The sequence below is a fragment of the Streptomyces sp. NBC_00328 genome, from assembly GCF_036139655.1.
Classification (GTDB): domain Bacteria; phylum Actinomycetota; class Actinomycetes; order Streptomycetales; family Streptomycetaceae; genus Streptomyces.
Window position 1 is genome coordinate 2488027 of the sequence record NZ_CP108013.1, and the last position, 19742, is coordinate 2507768.

At 72.1% G+C, this 19742-nt stretch carries 14 protein-coding genes; 7 read left to right on the forward strand and 7 right to left on the reverse strand.

Features of this window, described 5'->3' with window-relative positions; all coding sequences use genetic code 11:
- The first annotated feature begins 50 nt into the window (after positions 1–50).
- The 3 genes from OG485_RS10885 (at position 51) to OG485_RS10895 (ending at position 3949) form a co-directional block, all read left to right on the forward strand.
- Entirely contained in the window at positions 51–887 is an 837-nt protein-coding gene (locus OG485_RS10885) for a siderophore-interacting protein (protein ID WP_328667859.1), read from the forward strand.
- A 547-nt stretch (positions 888–1434) separates the two neighbouring features.
- Complete coding sequence (locus tag OG485_RS10890; RefSeq protein ID WP_328667860.1) at positions 1435–2985, forward strand: amino acid permease; 1551 nt, start codon at positions 1435–1437, stop codon at positions 2983–2985.
- A 4-nt stretch (positions 2986–2989) separates the two neighbouring features.
- On the forward strand, positions 2990–3949 hold the full coding sequence (locus OG485_RS10895) for an RluA family pseudouridine synthase (protein ID WP_328667861.1): 960 nt from the start codon (positions 2990–2992) through the stop codon (positions 3947–3949).
- A 28-nt stretch (positions 3950–3977) separates the two neighbouring features.
- Here the strand turns inward: OG485_RS10895 and OG485_RS10900 are convergent, their stop codons facing one another.
- The 6 genes from OG485_RS10900 to OG485_RS10925 form a co-directional block, all read right to left on the reverse strand.
- On the reverse strand, positions 3978–5459 hold the full coding sequence (locus OG485_RS10900) for a cytochrome P450 (RefSeq protein WP_328667862.1): 1482 nt from the start codon (positions 5457–5459) through the stop codon (positions 3978–3980).
- Between the two features lie 76 nt (positions 5460–5535).
- Positions 5536–6156 (reverse strand): GTP-binding protein, encoded by a 621-nt coding sequence (locus OG485_RS10905; RefSeq protein ID WP_328454290.1) that lies wholly within the window; start codon positions 6154–6156, stop codon positions 5536–5538.
- A complete protein-coding gene (locus tag OG485_RS10910) occupies positions 6137–6586 on the reverse strand; it encodes a DUF742 domain-containing protein (protein WP_328667863.1) in 450 nt (149 codons plus the stop codon). Before OG485_RS10910 ends, OG485_RS10905 begins: the two co-directional genes overlap by 20 nt.
- The gene (locus OG485_RS10915; RefSeq protein WP_326788791.1) at positions 6583–6990 is read right to left on the reverse strand and encodes a roadblock/LC7 domain-containing protein; all 408 of its coding nucleotides are present in this window, start codon (positions 6988–6990) and stop codon (positions 6583–6585) included. The genes OG485_RS10910 and OG485_RS10915 overlap by 4 nt, the downstream gene beginning before the upstream one ends.
- Positions 6987–8564 (reverse strand): sensor histidine kinase, encoded by a 1578-nt coding sequence (locus OG485_RS10920; protein WP_328667864.1) that lies wholly within the window; start codon positions 8562–8564, stop codon positions 6987–6989. Before OG485_RS10920 ends, OG485_RS10915 begins: the two co-directional genes overlap by 4 nt.
- A 306-nt stretch (positions 8565–8870) precedes the next feature.
- Positions 8871–9497 (reverse strand): TetR/AcrR family transcriptional regulator, encoded by a 627-nt coding sequence (locus tag OG485_RS10925; RefSeq protein WP_328667865.1) that lies wholly within the window; start codon positions 9495–9497, stop codon positions 8871–8873.
- A gap of 212 nt (positions 9498–9709) precedes the next feature.
- On the opposite strand from OG485_RS10925, the gene OG485_RS10930 reads away from it, so the two are divergent.
- From OG485_RS10930 to atzF, 4 genes are all read left to right on the forward strand, one after another.
- Positions 9710–10534, forward strand: a complete 825-nt coding sequence (locus OG485_RS10930) for an urea amidolyase associated protein UAAP1 (protein WP_328667866.1) — start codon at positions 9710–9712, stop codon at positions 10532–10534.
- Positions 10531–11130, forward strand: coding sequence for an urea amidolyase associated protein UAAP2 (locus tag OG485_RS10935; protein WP_328667867.1), 600 nt, complete (start codon positions 10531–10533; stop codon positions 11128–11130). Before OG485_RS10930 ends, OG485_RS10935 begins: the two co-directional genes overlap by 4 nt.
- Positions 11127–14654 (forward strand): 5-oxoprolinase/urea amidolyase family protein, encoded by a 3528-nt coding sequence (locus tag OG485_RS10940; RefSeq protein ID WP_328667868.1) that lies wholly within the window; start codon positions 11127–11129, stop codon positions 14652–14654. Before OG485_RS10935 ends, OG485_RS10940 begins: the two co-directional genes overlap by 4 nt.
- 319 nt (positions 14655–14973) lie before the next feature.
- Positions 14974–16638 (forward strand): allophanate hydrolase, encoded by a 1665-nt coding sequence (gene atzF / locus OG485_RS10945; RefSeq protein ID WP_328667869.1) that lies wholly within the window; start codon positions 14974–14976, stop codon positions 16636–16638.
- Between the two features lie 227 nt (positions 16639–16865).
- On the opposite strand, the gene OG485_RS10950 is transcribed toward atzF, so the two are convergent.
- Positions 16866–19727, reverse strand: a complete 2862-nt coding sequence (locus OG485_RS10950) for a DEAD/DEAH box helicase (RefSeq protein ID WP_328667870.1) — start codon at positions 19725–19727, stop codon at positions 16866–16868.
- Positions 19728–19742 lie beyond the last annotated feature (15 nt).

Genomic DNA, 19742 nt, shown 5'->3' on the forward strand with positions numbered 1-19742 from the left:
ACAGAGGTGCTAGCTTAGGTAAGCCTAAGCAGGTGAATCAGGAGGCAGTCATGGCAGAGCGCCCGGAACGCAAGCCCCGGAAGCCCCACTCCGCGAAGGTCGTGCGGACCGAGCGGCTGACCCCTCACATGCAACGGGTGGTGCTGGGCGGTGACACTCTCGCCGACTTCGCCACGGGCGGCAGAACCGACCACTATGTGAAGCTGCTGTTCGGCCCCGCGGGTGTCACCTACCCCGAGCCCTTCGACCTGGAGCGCATCCGCGAGGAGTTCCCGCGCGAGCAGTGGCCGGTGACACGCACGTACACGGTGCGCGCCTGGGACCCCGGGACGCGCGAGCTGACCCTGGACTTCGTGGTGCACGGGGACGAGGGACTCGCCGGACCGTGGGCCCTGCGGGTACAGCCGGGCGAGGTCGTCCGGTTCATGGGCCCCGGTGGCGCGTACGCGCCCGACACGAGCGCCGACTGGCACCTGCTCGCCGGTGACGAGAGCGCGCTGCCCGCGATCGCCGCCGCGCTGGAGTCGCTGCCGGACGGCGCCACGGTCCGCGCCTTCGTCGAGGTCTCCGGGCCCGAGGAGGAGCAGAAGATCGACTCCGACGCGGAGGTCGTCTGGCTGCACCGCGGCGACCGGCCTGTCGGCACGGCCCTGGTAGAGGCCGTACGGGCCCTGGAGTTCCCGGAGGGCCGGCTGCACGCGTTCGTGCACGGCGAGGCGGGCTTCGTGAAGGAGCTGCGAGGGCTGCTGCGGGTCGAGCTCCAGATCCCGCGCGAGGACCTGTCCATCTCCGGCTACTGGCGCCTCGGCCACAACGAGGACGGCTGGCAGGCCGCGAAACGTGACTGGAACGCCCAGGTGGAGGCGGAGCAGGAGGTACCGGCCTGACGCCGGACACTTCCCGTACCCGGTCAGGAGGTTGACCGGCTTCGTCAGCCACCCCCGCACCGAACGTCAGGAGGCGGATCCGCGTGATGCGGGTCCGCCTCCTGACGTTTCGTGCGGGTGCCGTTCGTCCGGCAGCCGACCGCCCGACGGGCCGGGCCGGGCCGGGACGACCGCCCGACGGGCCGGAGCGAGCACCCGACGGGCCGGAGCGAGCGCCCGTACGACCGGAACGTACGGATCGACGGCCGGACCGCCGCCACCTCCAGCAGGAGCGCAAGCGCGAGCGGCGCGCCCGTCCGGCTGAGCACCTCACCCCGGTCGGGGGGTTCGGACATCGCCGAACGGCCCGCGACCACAGCCCGGTTGAGCTCGTCGAAGCCGGCGATGTGCCGGATCCGGCCCGGCTCCCGGGACAACGGTCGGCAGGCCGTGAGGAATTGGGCCCGCCGCCGATACGGCCGCGTCACGCGGGTGAAACAGGGTCTCCCTAATTTCTGTCACCCGACAGGAATCCCGCTCATCCTCCGCGCCGAAGGCAGGTGCCGCCGTGACCACCACCGCTCCCTCCGACGTACGCCCCGATCCGCCCGACTCCCCGGACGACCGCTCCCTGACCGAGTTCGGCTACCGCCAGGAGCTGCACCGCAGCCTCGGCCGGTACGCCTCGTTCGCCGCCGGGTTCTCCTTCATCTCCGTGCTCACCACGGTCTTCCAGTTCTTCGCCTTCGGGTACGCCTTCGGCGGCCCGGTCTTCTTCTGGACCTGGCCGGTCGTGTTCGCGGGCCAGCTCGCCGTCGCCGCCTGCTTCGCCGAACTCGCCGCGCGCTACCCGATCTCGGGCGCGATCTACCAGTGGTCCTCGCGTCTGTCGAACCCCTCGTTCGGCTGGTTCGCCGGCTGGATCATGGTGATCGGGCAGATCGTGGTGGTCGCGGCGGCGGCGCTCGCCCTTCAGATGGTCCTGCCCGCGATCTGGCCGGGATTCCAGCTCATCGGCGACGATCCGGCCCCGACCAGCCCCGACGGCGCCGCCAACGCGGCCGTCCTGGGCGTCGTCCTGCTCGTCCTGACGACGCTGGTGAACGTCCTCGACAACCGGGTGATGTCGGCGGTCAACCGGATCGGCGTCACCGCCGAGATCATCGGCGCCGTCCTGATCATCGTGCTGCTGTTCACCCACTCCGAGCGCTCCCCCGGCATCACCTTCCACACCGGCGGGGGCGGCACCGGACTGTTCGGGGTGCTGATGGTGGGCTCGTTCATGGCCGCGTACGTCATGATCGGCTTCGACAGCGCCGGAGAGATGAGCGAGGAGACCCACCACCCGAAGCGGACCGCGCCCCGCACGATCCTCACCGCGCTCGGCGCGGCGGGCCTGCTCGGCGGACTGATCGTGCTCGGTGGACTGCTCGCCGCCCCGAGCCTGACCGACGGCAGGCTCGGCGTCGACGGACTCAGCTACGTCCTGACCAGCAGCCTCGGCGACGGGGTCGGCCGGGCCCTGCTCGCCGATGTGGTGGTCGCCATCGCGGTGGCCACCCTGGCGATCCAGACGGCCGCCTGCCGCATGCTCTTCTCGATGGCCCGCGACAACCAGCTCCCCTTCTCCGGGCGTCTCGCGAAGGTCGACCCGCGCACCGGCATGCCGAGTGCCCCCGCCCTGGTCGTCGGCGTCCTCGCCGCCGCCCTGCTGCTCCTGAACTTCGTCTCCCCGGACGCGTTCCTCGCGATCGGCACCACCTGCATCGTGATGCTGTACCTCGCGTACGCGATGGTCACCGGGCCGCTGCTGGTGCGCCGTCTGCGCGGGCAGCTCACCGCGGAAGGCGCCGACGAGACGGGTGCCCCGCTCTTCTCCCTCGGCCGCTGGGGTGTCCCCGTCAACGCCCTCGCGCTGGTCTACGGCCTCTTCATGACGGTCAACCTGGCCTGGCCGCGTGCCGAGGTGTACGACCCGGCGGGCGGGCACTGGTACTTCCAGTGGTTCACCGTGCTGTTCCTCGCCGTGACCCTGGTCGCGGGAGCGGGGTACCGGGCGTACCGGGCGCGGGCGACGGCGGCGGGGTCTCCCGAGGTGGTTCCGGCCTCGTACGCTTGACCGGGTGAGACGCAAGCCCAGGATCCCGCCCTCTCCCCTCCCGCAGCGCCACGGGGTCGACCCCGTGCGGATCAGACTGCCGCGGGAGGGGAGCTGGGCCACGGCGCGGGCGTACCTGGTGGAGCGGCTCGCGGCGGGCGACGGAGTCATCGACACGATGATCGGCGAGGGCCTGATCGTCCGCGCGGACGGACGGCCGCTGACCGCCGAAGCCGCCTACGCGCCGGGGATGTTCCTGTGGTTCCACCGGGAGCTGCCCCACGAGGAGCCGGTGCCGTTCCCGCTCGACGTGGTGTACCGGGACGAGCACATCGTCGTCGCCGACAAGCCGCACTTCCTGGCGACGACGCCGCGCGGCAGCCACGTCGCCGAGACGGCTCTGGCCCGGCTGCGACGGGAGCTGGACCTGCCGGAGCTGGGCGCGGCGCACCGCCTCGACCGGCTGACGGCGGGGCTCGTGCTGTTCACCGTACGGCCCGGGGAGCGCGGCGCGTACCAGTCGCTGTTCCGCGACCGGCTGATCGGCAAGGAGTACGAGGCCGTGGCGCCGTACGACTCCGGTCTCGCTCTGCCGCGCACGGTCAGCAGCCGCATCCTGAAGGAACGCGGGGTGATGGCCGCTCGGGAGGTGGCGGGCGAGCCGAACGCGGTCAGCGGGATCGACCTGGTCGAGCACCGGGACGGGCTGGGGCGCTACCGGCTGGCCCCTCGCACCGGGCAGACCCATCAGCTCCGGGTCCACATGAGCGCGTTGGGCGTGCCGATCCTCGGCGACCCGCTGTACCCGGTGGTGACCGGACCCGTGCCGGCCGGTGACTTCCGGCGTCCGCTGCAACTGCTCGCGCGGAAGCTGGAGTTCACCGATCCGGTCACCGGCCGGGCCCACCGGTTCGCCAGCGGACGGACGCTGGAGGCGTGGACCTCGTACGACGCCTGGTCGGCCCGGGGCGCCGGGGTTCGCTAGCCCGTGCCGCGGGCGCGTGCGCCGGGGATCAGTAGCCGCGCCACCAGCGCAGGAGGCGCTGCCAGGCGCCGAGCCGGCCGGCGGGCGGCGTGGCCGGGACGGGCTCGGGGGCCGTCGGCTGCGGTGCGGGTGCGGCCGGTGCCGTGCTGTCGGTGGTGACCTGCCAGTGGGACCGCTGGGGAGGCAGCGCGCGCACGGACGGCCGCTGCGTGACCTCCTGCGTCGGCTTGGGCTCGAAGCGTACGGGCAGATCGACGAGGTGGCGCGAGGACATGGTGCTCCGCCAGCGCAGGTCGCTCTCGTCGCAGTCGAGTTCGACGTCCGGCAGCCGCAACAGCAGGGCGTCGACGCCGACATCGGCGATGGCACGGCCGATGTCCTGTCCCGGGCACTCGTGGGGGCCGCCGCCGAAGGCGAGGTGGGAGCGGTTGCCCTGCATGCTCGCGGCCAGGTCGGGACGGATCCGGGGGTCGACGTTGCCGGGCGCGATCCCGAACAGCAGTCCGTCGCCCTTGCGGATGCGCTGACCGCCCAGCTCCGTCTCCTGCTTGGCGAAGTAGCCGAGGACGGCGCTGAACGGCGGCTCGTTCCACAGGGACTGCTCGACCGCCTCGGGCACGGTCATCTGGCCGCCGTTGAGCTGGGCACGGAAACGCGGGTCGGTGAGCAGCATGCGCAGCACGTTGGCGATGAGGTTGGCGGTGGCCTCGTAGGCGGCGAGCAGGACGAGCCGCAGGTGCTGGGCCACCTCGTCGTCGGTGAGCCGGGCCGGGTGGTTGATGAGGTGGCTGGTGAAGTCGTCCTCGGGCTCGGCGCGGCGCCGCAGGGTGTGCTGGGTCAGCACGCTCATGACGTACTCGTTGCTGGCGATGGCGGTGTCGGTGCCCTTGAGCAGGTCACGGGTGGCGTGCACCATGCGGTCGTTGTAGTCCTCGGGCATGCCGATGATCTCGCAGAGCACGGACATCGGCAGATGCTCGGCGAACTGTCCGACCAGATCGGCCTTGCCGAGCGGGCAGAACGCGTTGACCAGGCGCTGTGTGGCGCGGTTGATGTAGCGCCGCAGGCTGCGGAAGTCGATGGTCGACATGGCGCCGGTGACGGCGCCGCGCAGTCTGAGGTGCTCGTCGCCCTCGGCGTGGGAGCAGATGGGCTGCCAGGCGATATGGGGGGCGAGCGGATGGTCGGCTCCCGCCGTGCCGTCCCGGACGGCGGTCCACAGCCGGCTGTCGCGGGCGTAGTGCGCGGGAGTGCTGACCATGTGCAGGTTCTCGGCATGGCCGAGGACCACCCAAATGGGTACGTCGTTGTGCAGCAACACGGGTGCGACGGCGCCGTGTTCGGCTCGCAGCTTCTCGTACAGCGCGCCCAGATCCTCGGCCTCGGGCCCGTACAGGCGACGCAGTCCGCCCGGAGGGTCGCCGGGGCCGATGCCGTGGGCCGGGCAGCCCGGCGGGGGGCCGAACGCGGGTTCTTCCGTACCGGCGGGGGAATGGGATTCGGTCGTCACAGTGATCGCTCCGAAGCTCAAATACGTTCTGTGGATGGGCAGTTGGCGTACGGATGCCGTCCTCACGGTACGGCGTTCAGCTGTGCGCCGAGGTCATCGCCAGGGAATGCAGGAACCGCATGAGGGTCATCAAGGTGTCCCGGCTCGACGCCCTGCGGCGGGCGTCGCACCGCACGATCGGGATCTCCTCGGCGAGGTCGAGCGCGGCCCGCAGGTCCTCGACCGGATACCGGGGCGCGTCGGGGAAGTCGTTGACCGCGACGACGAACGGAACACCGCGCTCCTCCAGGCGTCCGATCACATCGAAACTGACTTCCAGTCGGCGGGTGTCGATCAGGACGACCGCGCCGAGCGCTCCCTCGAACAGGCCGTTCCACAGGAACCAGAAGCGCTCCTGGCCCGGTGTGCCGAACAGATAGAGCACCAGCTGGTCGGTGATCGAGATCCGGCCGAAGTCCATGGCCACCGTGGTGGCGGTCTTGGTCTCGGACCCGTAGTTGTCGTCGACTCCGATGCCGGCCTGCGTCATGGTCTCCTCGGTCGTCAGCGGCTTGATCTCGCTGACGGAACCCACCATGGTCGTCTTGCCGACTCCGAAGCCGCCCACGATCACGATCTTCACCGCGGCCTGCGCCGTGTGCGGGAGGTGGTCCTCGGCGCGAGGGCCCGTGATGGTGTCAGAGCTTTTGAAGTCCATGCATCACCGCTTCGAGGAGGGAACGGTCGGGGAGCGCCTGACGGACGATCGGGGCGCGCGCCTGGACCAGTTCGGCCGCCAGCAGCTCGGTGAGCAGGACGGTCACCACGCTGAACGGCAGATTGAGATAGGCCGAGATCTCAGCCACGGACAGAGGGGTCCTGCACAGCCTCAGCAGTGCCGACTGCTCCGGCTGGGTGGCGGGCGGCGGCGGGAGGGCACGGGCGACGACCAGGGTGACCAGGTCGACCTCGGCCCGGTCGCCGCCCTCACCGCCGCCCGTGAGCACGTACAGGCGCTCCGGGTTCTTCGGTTTGCCCTGGCCCTGCTCCCCCTCGGGGCCGCGCGGGCCCGCGAGAGGGGCGGGCGGCGCGGGAGGTTCCGGGGGCCGCTCCCTGGGTTGGCGCCTACGGCGTTGCGGAGGAGTCATACGGTCTGCCCGTTGCGGCGCGGCGGACTGGTGAGATGGGCGCCGATCCGCACGACGAGGTCGCGCATGCGGTTGCTCATCAGGCCGGGTTCCGCGGTCTGGTTGGCGAGCACGGCGAGGTAGGCGTTGGGCCCCGCCGACATCAGGTAGAAGTAGCCGCCGTTGATCTCGATGATGACCATCCGCATCCGGCCGTCGCTCTTGGGGATCTCGCCCGCGACGGCTCCCGCCAGGCTCTGCAGGCCCGCGCAGGCGGCCGCGACCCGGTCGGCCGCGTCCGGGTCGCCGCCGTAGCGGGCGATGCGCAGTCCGTCGGCGGAGAGCACCACGATCTGCTGGATGCCCGGCACTCCGTCGGCGAGTTCCTTGAGCATCCAGTCGAAGTTGGCTCGCTGCTGGATCACTTGCGGTCCCCTTCGTCGTCGGCCTCGGCAGGGGCCGGCTGGTTGTCCGTGCTGAACGCGGTCGGGTCCGGGTCGCCTTTGAGCCCGTTCATGAACGCCTCGACCCACAGCCCGGGTTCGGGCTCCTTCTCCTGCGGACCGGGGTCGGGTGTCCACGAGGCGGCGGCCTCGGCGGCCTCCTGCTCGGCGCGCGCCTCGGCGTACCGCCGGCTGAGCGGGACCTTCATCCGGCTGCGGCGCTGCGGGAGGCCGCCCGGCGTCCATTCCGTGACGACCGGGACGTCGTCCTCGCGGGGGTCGCCGCTCGACGAGGGGATGCGGGGACCGGTGGTGGGCTTGCGCTTCTTGGGCTTGCGCGCGGGGCCCTCGACCCCGCCGTTGTCGATGCCGGCCACGGAGGTGGCCCCGATGCCGTGCGCGAGACCGGGGGCGAAGTCGGTGGTGAGCATGCCACGCGGCGCTACGAGGACGGCGCGGACGCCGCCGTACGCGGACTGCCGCAGCGAGATCTGCATGCTGTACATCTGCGCGAGTCGTCCGACGACGGCCATGCCGAGCCGGGGCGCCTGGCCCATGATGTTCGGGTCGACACCCGCCGCGGCCAGCCGGAGCAGTTCCTCGATCTTGCCGCGGGCCTCGTCGCTGAGGCTGACGCCGCCGTCCTCGATCTCGATGGCGATGCCGGTCTGCACCTCGATCGCGGTGACGTGCACCTTGGTGTGGGGCGGTGAGTACCGGGTGGCGTTGTCCAGGAGCTCGGCGAGGGCGTGGATGAGCGGTTCGACGGAGACGCCGTTGACGGCGATGTCGACGATGTTGTGCAGCTCGATGCGCCGGTACTCCAGGATGCGGGACATCGCGCCGCGCAGGACGCTGAACAGCGGTACGGGTTCGGGCCATTGGCGTCCGGGACGGCCGCCGCCGAGCACGGCGATGGAGTCGGCGAGCCGGCCGATCAGCGCGGTGCCGTGGTCGATGCGCAGCAGGTCGTCGAAGACCTCGGGGTTGCGCCCGTGGTCCTCCTCCATCTCGCGGAGTTCGTTGTTCTGCTGGTGGACGATGGCCTGGACGCGCCGGGCGATGTTGACGAAGGAGCGCTGTGCCGCGTCGCGCATCGACTCCTCGGCGTCGATGATCTTGAGCAGCGTCTTGAGCAGGTCCTTCTGGGACTTGGCGATCTCGTGGTAGTCCGGGTTGTCGCGGCCCAGGGTGCGAACGACCTCCGAGGGGGAGTCGCCGTCGTGCAGCCGGTCGATCGCGTACGGCAGGACCTCCCGGGTGAAGCGCACGATCTCCTGGTCGTGCGCGGCGGCGCGCTGTTCCAGGGAGGCGGCGCGGCGCGCGAAGTCGGCCCGCAGTTCACGGGCCACGCGACCGCGGCGTACGGCTTCGCCGCCGATCGCGATGACCAGCAGCGTGGCGAAACCGCCGCACAGGGCCACCGCGCCCTTGGCCTGCTCCGTCACTGCGGCGACGGCGGCGCCGGTCGCCACCGCCATGAGTACGGCCGGCAGCAACAGCACGCGCGCGTAGGGAAGTTCACTGTCACCGGGAGGCGATTGAACACTCACCATGTAGACCCTCTGAGACAAGTCGGCTGGGGGTGGGGGAGGTATCCGGGGGAAACGGAACAGATCGGCACGGGTCAAACCCGATCTTCGGAACTTTGGGGAACAAGCGCACGAATACATCCCAACTCGGTGCGCTGCGGGCGAGCTTAGTCCGACCGGATCAACGCTGTGTCATATTCAGCAAGCACCTGAAACCGCCCATAAGACTGGAGTACCCTCAGCCCCATTTGCACGCTGCGCCCCCATCCGCACACTCTGCGTGATGACGTACGGGCATACGAACAGCGCGGGTGAAGCGGTGCGGAGGCGTCAGACCCCGGCGATGCGCAGCGCCGCGTCCGCCGTGGCCTCGGCGAACGCCGACACCGGGCGCTGCGGATCGGAGCGGTGCACGAGGATGACACCCTCGATCAGCCCGAACAGCAGATCCGTCCGCAGATCGAGCTCACTCTTGGCGAGCGCGCCACCGGCCGCCGTGGCCGCCAGCAACTGGCGGTAGGTGTCCTTGAGTTCGGCCCGCACTGCGTGGAAGCCGGCGAAGCGTTCGGTGCGCACCTCGGGCAGCAGATAGAGACCGCCGAGGTTGTGCGGCCCCCCGCAGAGCACCTCCACGTCGGTGCGGCACAGCTCCCACAGCCGGCCCTCCGCGGGCGCCGCGTCGTCGGCGAGGAGTTCACGGGCGTACGCCAGGGAGGGGGTCACCGTGGACTCCAGGAGCTCGGCGAGCAACTCCTCCTTGCCGGTGACGTAGTGGTACATGGACGCCTGACGCATGCCCGCCCGCTCGGCGACGGCACGGGTGGTGGTGGCCGCGTATCCCCGCGTCGTGAACAACTCGGCCGCGGCGTCCAGCAGTTCGGCGCGCGGCGCCAGCCCGCTGTCCGGCCGCTGCGCGGCCCGGGGCCTGCCGACCCGCCGTCCGCCACCCGTTCCCATGCGTTCGATCCTCGCACACCCGGCAGGCCCCGACAGGGCGCCCCGGCGCGCTCCGCGGACACCGGTCCGCGGCGCGCGGGGCCCCTCACCGGCGGCGCGCCCCACGTGAGGGACCGGTAACCGCGCGGCAACACGCGGGACACGGTCGTGACCCACCCCGCCCCTAATTTCTGTCGCGCGACAGAAATGACCGAGGAGCCGGAGGACCCGCGATGGCGACAGCGACCACCCACGGAGCACGCGATCACGCCCGCGCCCAGCAGGGAACCCGCGCCGAGGCCATGCCCGTGGTCCCCGCGGACGACTGGCCGGCCCCGCCGCGCGAGGCGGGCCCTCTCGTCTGGGCCGAGACCGTGGCGGGCGGCAACTACACGCACAAGGTGCTGGCCCGCGGCACGGAACTGCGCCTGACCGACCTCACCGGCGACGCCTGCGCCCACCTCCTGCTGTACGTCGCCGACCGGCCGTGGGAGCGCCTGAACGTCGCCGACACCGTCAAGGTCCAGTGGAACGCCTATCTGGGCCAGGGGCAGTTGCTCCTGTCCGACCAGGGCCGGGTGCTCGCCTCGGTGGTCGGCGACACCTCCGGCCGGCACGACGCCCTGTGCGGAACCTCCACGCTCGTACGCAACACCGAGCGCTACGGGGACGGAAGCCCGCAGTCCGCGTCCCCGGCCGGCCGCGAGCTGTTCAAACTGGCCGCCGCGAAGAACGGGCTCGGTCCTCGCGATCTGCCGCCCTCGCTCTCCTTCTTCCAGGGCGTGGAGATACGCGACGACGGATCACCGGCCTTCACCGGCTCGGCCGGACCCGGCGCCGCCGTCACCCTGCGCGCCGAACAGGACGTCACCGTGCTGATCGCGAACGTGCCGCACCCGGCCGACCCGCGCCCCGACTACACGAGCACCCCGCTGGAGGTGCTGGCCTGGCGCGCACGGGCGACCGCGGCGGGCGACCCGCTGTGGGAAGCCACACCCGAGGGCCGCCGCGCCTTCCTCAACACCGCCGAATTCCTTGCCACGAGGGGGCTCGCATGACGCACGTCACCGTACCGGCCCGGGCCGCCTGGTCCGCCGTCGTCCGCGCCGGCCAGACGCTCACCGTCACCGACCTGCACGGCAACCAGGCCGTCGACTTCCTGGTGTACGACGCCGTGGACACCGCCGTCCGCTACAGCGCCCCCGACACGATCCAGGCCCAGGGCAACATCTTCCTGACCACGGGCAGCGTGCTGATGTCGAACGAGCACACGCCGCTGATGACCGTCGTCGAGGACGAGGTCGGCCGGCACGACACGGTCGGCGGCGCCTGCTCCAAGGAGTCGAACACCCTGCGCTACGGGCACCACACCTGGTCCCAGCACGCCTGCGTCGACAACTTCCTCGCCGAGGGCGCCCGTTACGGCCTCGGCAAGCGCGATCTCGTGTCCAACATCAACTGGTACATGAACGTGCCCGTCGAGAAGGACGGCACTCTCGGCATCGTCGACGGCATCTCCGCCCCCGGACTGCGGCTGACCCTGCGCGCCGAACGCGATGTGATCGTGCTGGTCTCCAACTGCCCCCAGATCAACAACCCGTGCAACGGCTTCGAGCCGACCGCGGTCGCGATGACGATCGGGGCCTCCGCATGAGCTTCGACACCCTCCTGGTCGCCAACCGCGGCGAGATCGCCGTCCGGATCATCCGCACGGCCCGTGAACTGGGCCTGCGCACCGTCGCCGTGTACTCCGACGCCGACCGCGCGGCGCCCCACGTCCGCCTCGCCGACCAGGCCGTACGGCTCGGCCCCGCCCCCGCGAAGGAGTCCTACCTCGACGGCGACCTGGTCCTGAAGGCCGCCAAGGACACCGGGGCCGGGGCCGTCCACCCCGGATACGGCTTCCTGTCCGAGGACGCGGCGTTCGCGCGGCGCTGCGAGGACGCCGGGATCGTGTTCGTCGGACCGACGCCGGAGCAGCTGGAGCTGTTCGGCGCCAAGCACACCGCGCGGGCGGCGGCCGAGGCGGCCGGGGTGCCGCTGGCTCCGGGCACGGGACTGCTCCCCGGCCTTCCCGAGGCGCTGGACGCGGCCGGCCGCATCGGTTACCCCGTCATGCTCAAGGCCACCGGCGGTGGCGGTGGCATCGGCATGTCGGCATGTCGGTCCGCCGGTGAACTGACCGAGGCCTGGGACCGGGTGCAGCGCGTCGCGGCGGCCTCCTTCTCCTCGGCCGGGGTCTTCCTGGAGCGACTGGTCGAACACGCCCGCCATGTCGAGGTGCAGGTCTTCGGCGACGGCCGGGGCCGTGTCGTCACCTTCGGCGACCGCGACTGCTCGCTCCAGCGCCGCAACCAGAAGGTCCTGGAGGAGGCGCCCGCCCCCGGCCTGCCCTCCCGCGTACGCGCCGAACTCACCTCAGCCGCACGCGAGTTGTGCGCCTCGGTCGGCTACCGCTCGGCCGGGACCGTCGAGTTCGTCTACGACGCCGCCCGCGAGGAGGCGTACTTCCTGGAGGTCAACACCCGCCTCCAGGTGGAACACCCGGTCACCGAGGAGATCTACGGCGTCGACCTCGTCGCCTGGATGCTGCGCCTGGCCCAGGGCGAGTCCGGTGTCGTACGGGACCCGGGGGCACCGCGGGGTCACGCCGTCGAGGCACGGGTCTACGCCGAGGATCCCTCGCGCGAACACCGGCCCAGCGCGGGCCTGTTGACGCGGGTCGAGTTCCCCGCCGGGGTCCGCGTGGACGGCTGGGTCGAGACGGGCACCGAGGTGACCACGTCGTACGACCCGATGCTCGCGAAGGTCATCGCGTACGGGGCGGACCGGGCCGAGGCCCTGGACCGCCTCGACGAGGCACTGGCCGGGACCCGGGTGGACGGGATCGAGACGAACCTGGGTCTGGTGCGGGCCGCGCTCGCCGAACCGTCGTTCCGGCGCGCGGCGCACTCCACGGCCACGCTGGCCGGCGTGAACGATCCCACCCCACGCGTCGAGGTCGTGTCCGGCGGCACGCTCACCACCGTGCAGGACTGGCCCGGACGCACCGGCCACTGGCAGGTCGGGGTACCGCCGTGCGGCCCCATGGACGACCTCTCCTTCCGGCTCGGCAACCGCGCGCTGGGCAACCCCGAGGGCGCACCGGGCCTCGAATGCACCCTGCAGGGACCGGCGTTGAGGTTCACCCACGCCACGACGGTGTGCGTCACGGGCGCGCCCGCGCCGGTCACCGTGGACGGGGCCGCCGTCGCCCAGTGGGAGCCGGTGACCGTCCCGGCCGGGGCGGTGCTGGAGGTCGGCGCGCCCGCCGGGCACGGCCTGCGTACGTACGTCCTGTTCGCGGGCGGCGGCCTGGACGTGCCCGCCTTCCTCGGCAGCGCCTCCACCTTCACGCTCGGCCGGTTCGGCGGCCACGGGGGCCGGACCCTGCGGACCGGTGACGTCCTGCACGGCGGAACGGTCACCGAAGCCGGGGCACCCGTGCCACCCGCCGAACGGCCCGGCCTCACCGCCGAGTGGCGGATCGGCGCCCTCGAAGGACCGCACGCCGCACCGGAGTTCTTCACCGAGGACGACATCCACGACTTCTACGCCGCCGACTGGAAGGTCCACTTCAACTCGGCCCGCACCGGCGTACGGCTCATCGGTCCCAAGCCCCGCTGGGCCCGCACCGACGGCGGCGAGGCCGGACTGCACCCGTCCAACATCCACGACACCCCCTATTCGGTCGGGGCCGTCGACTACACCGGCGACATGCCGGTGCTCCTCGGTCCGGACGGCCCCTCCCTCGGCGGCTTCGTGTGCCCGGCGACCGTCGTCAGCACGGAACGCTGGAAGCTCGGCCAGCTCCGCCCCGGCGACACCGTGCGCTTCGCACCGCTCGCCGACGACGGTTCGGCGCGGCCCGCGATCGCCGACGGCGGGGTGCTCGCCCGGGACGGCGACGTGACGTACCGCCGCAGCGGCGACGACAACCTGCTGGTCGAGTTCGGTCCCATGCAACTGGACCTCGCCCTGCGGATGCGGGTCCACGCGCTGATGGAAGCGGTGGCGGCCGCGGATCTCGACGGCGTCACCGACCTGACGCCGGGCATCCGCTCGCTCCAGATCCAGGCGGACCCGCGCCGGCTCCCCCAGCGCGAACTCCTGGACACCGTACGGCGAACCGTCCGGGCCCTCCCCCCGAGCGACCAGCTCGTCGTCCCCTCCCGCACCGTCCATCTCCCGCTGTCCTGGGACGACCCGGCCACCCGCGAGGCCATCGCCCGCTACATGGCCGGCGTCCGCGACGACGCTCCCTGGTGCCCCTGGAACATCGAGTTCATCCGCCGGGTCAACGGCCTGGACTCGGTGGACGACGTCTACCGCACCGTCTTCGACGCCGAGTACCTGGTCCTCGGCCTGGGCGACGTCTACCTGGGCGCGCCGGTCGCCACCCCGCTCGACCCGCGCCACCGGCTGGTCACCACCAAGTACAACCCCGCCCGCACCTGGACCGCCGAGAACTCGGTCGGGATCGGCGGCGCCTACCTCTGCGTCTACGGCATGGAGGGCCCCGGCGGCTACCAGTTCGTCGGCCGTACGACCCAGGTGTGGTCCGGGTGGCAGCAGCGCGGCGCGTTCGAGCCGGGCTCGCCCTGGCTGCTGCGCTTCTTCGACCGGATCAAGTGGTACCCGGTGGAGGCGGACGAACTCCTGGAGCTGCGGGCCGACATCATCTCCGGCCGCTTCGTACCGCGTGTGGAGGAGGGCACCTTCTCGCTCGCCGCGTACGAGACCTTCCTCGCCGAGAACGCCGAGTCGATCGCGGAGTTCCGGGGCCGGCAGGGCGGCGCGTTCTCCGCCGAACGGGACGCCTGGGAGGCGGCGGGCGAGTTCACCCGCGCGGCGGCGGCCCAGGCCCCGCCGGCTCCGGCCGCCGAGGTGAGCGTCCCGGAGGGCGGCCGGCTGATCGAGGCCGAGTTCGCCGCGTCGGTGTGGCAGCTGAACGTGGCTCCGGGCGAACAGGTCACGGCGGGGCAGCCGTTGCTCGCCCTGGAGGCGATGAAGATGGAGTCACGTGTCCCCGCCCCGGCCGACGGCGTGGTCCGGCAGATCCTCGCCCGACCGGGCGACCAGGTGGAGGCGGGCACGCCACTGCTGGTACTCGCCCCCCTGGAACCGCCGGCGTCCTGACACCCCACCACCCGCCCGACCCCGTATCCACCGGCCCGGCCCCGTATCCGCCCGTGCACGAGCCCCGTCCCGCACCGCCCTCACCACCCGCTCCACCCGCTCCGCCGGCCGACACCGTCCACCCTGGGCCGGACCCGCCCTTCCGCGCCCTGCCCGCAGCCGTCCGCCCGGTCCGAACCCCACCCCCTCCGCCGTCCGCACCTCTCAGGTCCGCCGTCGAGCCCCGGTCCGCCGGGGCAGAGATCCGAGAGCGGCCCAGGGTGCGCGCCACGGCCGCCGGACCGTCGGCGGGGGCGTCCTCCCAGCACAAGGAGTTCCGATGTCCGCCCTCACCCGAGTCCGCTTGGCGTACGCCCGCATCGAGGCCGTGGACCGCCCCGAGATCTGGATCGACCTGCGCCCCCGGGCGGAGGCCGAGCGCGAGGCCCGTGCCGTCGACGAGCGGGTAGCCGCCGGAGAGCGCCTCCCGCTCGCCGGCAGGCTCCTGGCCGTGAAGGGCAACATCGACGTGGCGGGCCTGCCCACCACCGCCGGCTGCCCCGCCTACGCCTACACACCGGAGGCCGACGCCCCGGCGGTCGCCCGCCTCCGCGCGGCCGGAGCCGTCGTGCTCGGCACCACGAACCTGGACCAGTTCGCCACCGGCCTGGTCGGCACCCGCTCGCCGCACGGCGCCGTCCGGGGCGCCCTGGACCCGGAAAGGATCAGCGGCGGCTCCAGCTCGGGATCGGCCGTGGCGGTGGCCCTGGGCATCGTCGACCTGGCCCTTGGCACCGACACCGCCGGCTCCGGCCGCGTACCCGCCGCGTTCAACGGCATCGTCGGCCTGAAACCGACCCGCGGCCTGGTGCCGACGACCGGCGTCGTCCCGGCCTGCGCCTCCCTGGACTGCGTGACCGTGTTCGCCCGCACCCTCCCGGAGGCCGAACAGGCCCTCGCCCATCTGACGTCGCCCTCCGGGCGCGAGCTGCCGCCCCTGGCACAGCGCGCGCCCGGCCCCTGGCGCGTCGCCGTCCCGCCGACGGCGCAGCTCGGCGAACTGGACGAGGGCTGGGCGCAGGCCTACGAGGCGGCGGTGCACCGGCTCATCACCGCGGGGGCGGAGGTACGCACCCTCGACCTCACCCCGTTCACCGAGGCCGCCGCGATGCTCTACGAGGGCGCCTTCGTCGCCGAGCGCTACACCGCGGTGGGGAGCTTTGTCGACAAGCTGACCTCCGAGGGGGGTGCCGGGCTCGACCCGACCGTCGCGGGGATCATCACCCGCGCGCGGGACATCCCGGCCCACCAGCTCTACGCGGACCAGGAGCGCCTGGCCTCCCTGCGCACGCGGGCCCTCGCGGAACTGGCCGACGCCGACGCGCTGCTCCTGCCCACCGCGCCCGGCCATCCCACGCTCGCCGAGGTCGCCGCCGACCCGCTGGGCGCCAACGCCCGCCTGGGCCGCTTCACCAACTCCACGAACCTGTTCGACCTGGCGGCGGTCGCCGTGCCGGCCGGGCGGACACCCGCGGGAGGTCCTTTCGGCGTGATGCTGATCGGACGTGCGTTCACCGATGAGCGGCTCGCACGGATCGCCCGCCTCCTGGAACCGGAGACCCGCCTCGCCGTGCTGGGGGCGCATCTGTCCGGCCAGCCGCTCAACGCCCAGCTGCTCTCCCTGGGCGCCCGCCTCGAACGTACGACGACCACCGCCGCCGCCTACCGGCTGCACGCCCTGGCGACCAGTCCGCCGAAGCCGGGTCTCGTCCATGTCGGCGCGGGCGGCGCCGCTGTCGAGGCCGAGGTGTGGAGCCTGCCCGCGGACGGCCTGGGCCGGCTGCTGGCCGCGCTCCCCCGCCCGATGACGCTGGGCAGCGTGGAACTGGCCGACGGCACCCATGTGACCGGCTTCCTGTGCGAACCCGGCGCACTGGCCGAAGCGCCCGACATCACGTCCTACGGCGGCTGGCGCGGGTATCTCGGCCGCGAACGGGACCGGTGACCCGACCGGGCCACGCAAGCCGCGTGAACCGCTCACGGCACCCGCCGAGAGCGGACCGGCAGGAAGGCACCTGCCCCGACCTGGCCGGGCGGGCGCCGGGTGCCCGCCGGAGCCCCTGAGACAGGCGTGGCCGGTGGCGTGCCCCTCCCCCGACGGGAGGACGGCACACCACCGGCCAGGCCGGCTCCGGCGCCCGGATCGCTGCGCGAGCGCCGGCCCGCGGCTCGTCAGCCCACCGACGAGTAGGCCACCACTCCGCGCAGCAGGGCTTCGACCGCCTTGCGGGCGTTCTTGGCGACCGTCGACCTCTCGCCGCCCGAGACGGGCGCGGCGGCCGCGATCTGGCCGAGGACGTCGATGACCTGCTTGCACCAGCGCACGAAGTCACCGGCGGGCATCTCGGCCTCGCGCAGCACCTCGTCCAGGCCCTTGCCCGAGGCCCACTCGTGGGCGGCCCAGGCGAAGCCGAGGTCCGGCTCGCGCTGGCCGACCCCCTCGGTCTGGCTGATCCCGAAGTCCTCCTCCACCCCGTCGAGACGGCCCCAGATGCGCACCATCTCGCCGAGCGCTGCCTTGGCCTTGCCGGACGGCACCTTCGGCGCCATGGCGTCGTCGGCGGCCCGGGACTCGTACACCAACGCCGAGACGCAGGCGGCCAGTTCCGCGGGGGCGAGCCCGTCCCAGACTCCGGCGCGCAGACATTCGCTGGCCAGCAGGTCGAGTTCGCCGTACAGGCGGGCGAGCCGCTTGCCGTGCTCGGTGACCTCGTCGCCGCGCAGATAGTCCAGCTCGGTGAGCAGGGCGACGATCCGGTCGAAGGTACGGGCGATGGTGTTCGTCCGGCCCTCGATCCGGCGCTCCAGTTGCGAGGTGTCACGCTGCAGCCGGTGATACCGCTCGGCCCAACGGGCGTGGTCCTCACGGTCGTTGCACCCGTGGCAGGGGTGCGCGCGGATCGCCGTGCGCAGCCGGGCGATCTCACGGTCGTCGGCGGCCTCGGAGCGCTTCTTGCGGTGCCGGTCCGGGACGATGTGCCCGGCCTTGGTGCGCAGGGCGGAGGCGAGGTCCCGACGGGACTGCGGCGAACGCGGGTTGAACGACTTGGGGATCCGCATCCGGTCGAGCGCCTCGACAGGCACCGGGAAGTCCATCGAGGCCAGCCGCTTGACCTGGCGCTCGGCGGTCAGCACCAGCGGGCGCGGCCCGTCGTGCTGCTCGAAACCCCGGTGGCCGTTCGAGCGGCCGGCGGGCAGCCCGGGGTCCAGCACCAGCGCCAGTCCCGCGTACTTGCCGGTCGGCACATGGATCACGTCACCCGGCTTCAGCCTCTCCAGGGCGACGGCCGCCTCGGCACGGCGCTGCGACATCCCCTGCTTGGCCAACTCGGTCTCGCGGTCATTCAGTTCGCGCCGCAGCCCCATGTAGGCGTCGAAGTCCCCGAGATGGCAGGTCATCGACTCCTTGTAGCCCTCGAGACCCTCCTCGTTGCGCTGTACCTGCCGGGAGATCCCGACGACCGACTTGTCGGCCTGGAACTGCGCGAACGACGTCTCCAGCAGCTCGCGCGAGCGGTGCCGGCCGAACTGCTCGACCAGGTTCACCGCCATGTTGTACGACGGCTTGAAGCTGGAGCGCAGCGGATAGGTGCGGGTGCCCGCGAGTCCCGCGAGATGCTCGGGACTGAAGCCGCGCTGCCACAGCACGACCGCGTGGCCCTCGACGTCGATGCCGCGGCGGCCGGCACGGCCGGTCAGCTGGGTGTACTCGCCGGGCGTGATGTCGGCGTGCTGCTCGCCGTTCCACTTGACGAGCTTCTCCAGCACCACCGAACGGGCAGGCATGTTGATGCCCAGCGCGAGGGTCTCCGTCGCGAAGACCGCCTTGACGAGGCCACGGACGAAGAGCTCCTCGACGACCTCCTTGAACGTGGGCAGCATGCCCGCGTGGTGGGCCGCGATGCCGCGCTCCAGACCCTCCAGCCATTCGAAGTAGCCGAGGACGTGCAGATCCTCGTCCGGGATGGAGGCGGTGCGCTCCTCGACGAGTTCACGCACGCGCGCCCGCGCCGCGTCGTCGTTCAGCCGCAGACCGGCGTACAGGCACTGCTGCACGGCGGCCTCACAGGCCGCGCGGCTGAAGATGAACGTGATGGCGGGCAGCAGTCCTTCGTTGTCGAGCCGCTCGATGACCTCGGGCCGGCCGGGCGTCCAGATCCGCGAGCGCTGTCTGCGCTCCCGCTCCCGGTCGGCCTCGCGCATGGCGCGGCCCCGTTTGCGGTCCTGGTACGACGGACGGCTCGCCTCCATGCGCGCCATCCGCGTGAGGTCGGGGTTGACGGCCTTGCGCTGGCCCTCGCCCTCCTCGAAGAGGTCGTACATCCGCCGTCCGGCCAGCACGTGCTGGAACAGCGGGACGGGCCGGTGTTCGGAGACGATCACCTGGGTGTCGCCGCGCACGGTGTCCAGCCAGTCGCCGAACTCCTCCGCGTTCGACACGGTCGCCGACAGCGACACCAGGGTCACCGACTCGGGGAGATGGATGATCACTTCCTCCCAGACGGCGCCGCGGAAGCGGTCGGAGAGGTAGTGCACCTCGTCCATCACCACATGGCCGAGACCGAGGAGGGTCTGCGAGCCCGCGTACAGCATGTTCCGCAGGACCTCGGTGGTCATGACGACCACCGGAGCCTCGGAGTTGACGCTGTTGTCGCCGGTGAGCAGACCGACCTTGTCCGCGCCGTACCGGCGGCACAGGTCGGCGTACTTCTGGTTGGAGAGCGCCTTGATCGGCGTGGTGTAGAAGCACTTCTTGCCCTGCTGGAGGGCGAGATGGACGGCGAACTCGCCGACGATCGTCTTACCCGAACCGGTGGGCGCCGCCACCAGCACACCCTTGCCCGCTTCGAGCGCCTGGCAGGCCTCGATCTGGAAGGGGTCGAGGCCGAATTCGTACATCTCGCGGAAGGAGGCGAGCGCGGTGGCCTGCTCGGCAGCGCGCCTGCGTGCTGCCGCGTACCGCTCGGCCGGTGAGAGGTCCTCTGTCATCGTGCTTTCGAGACTACCGGGAGGCACTGACACAAGGACGATCATTATCCGTATCAGCGG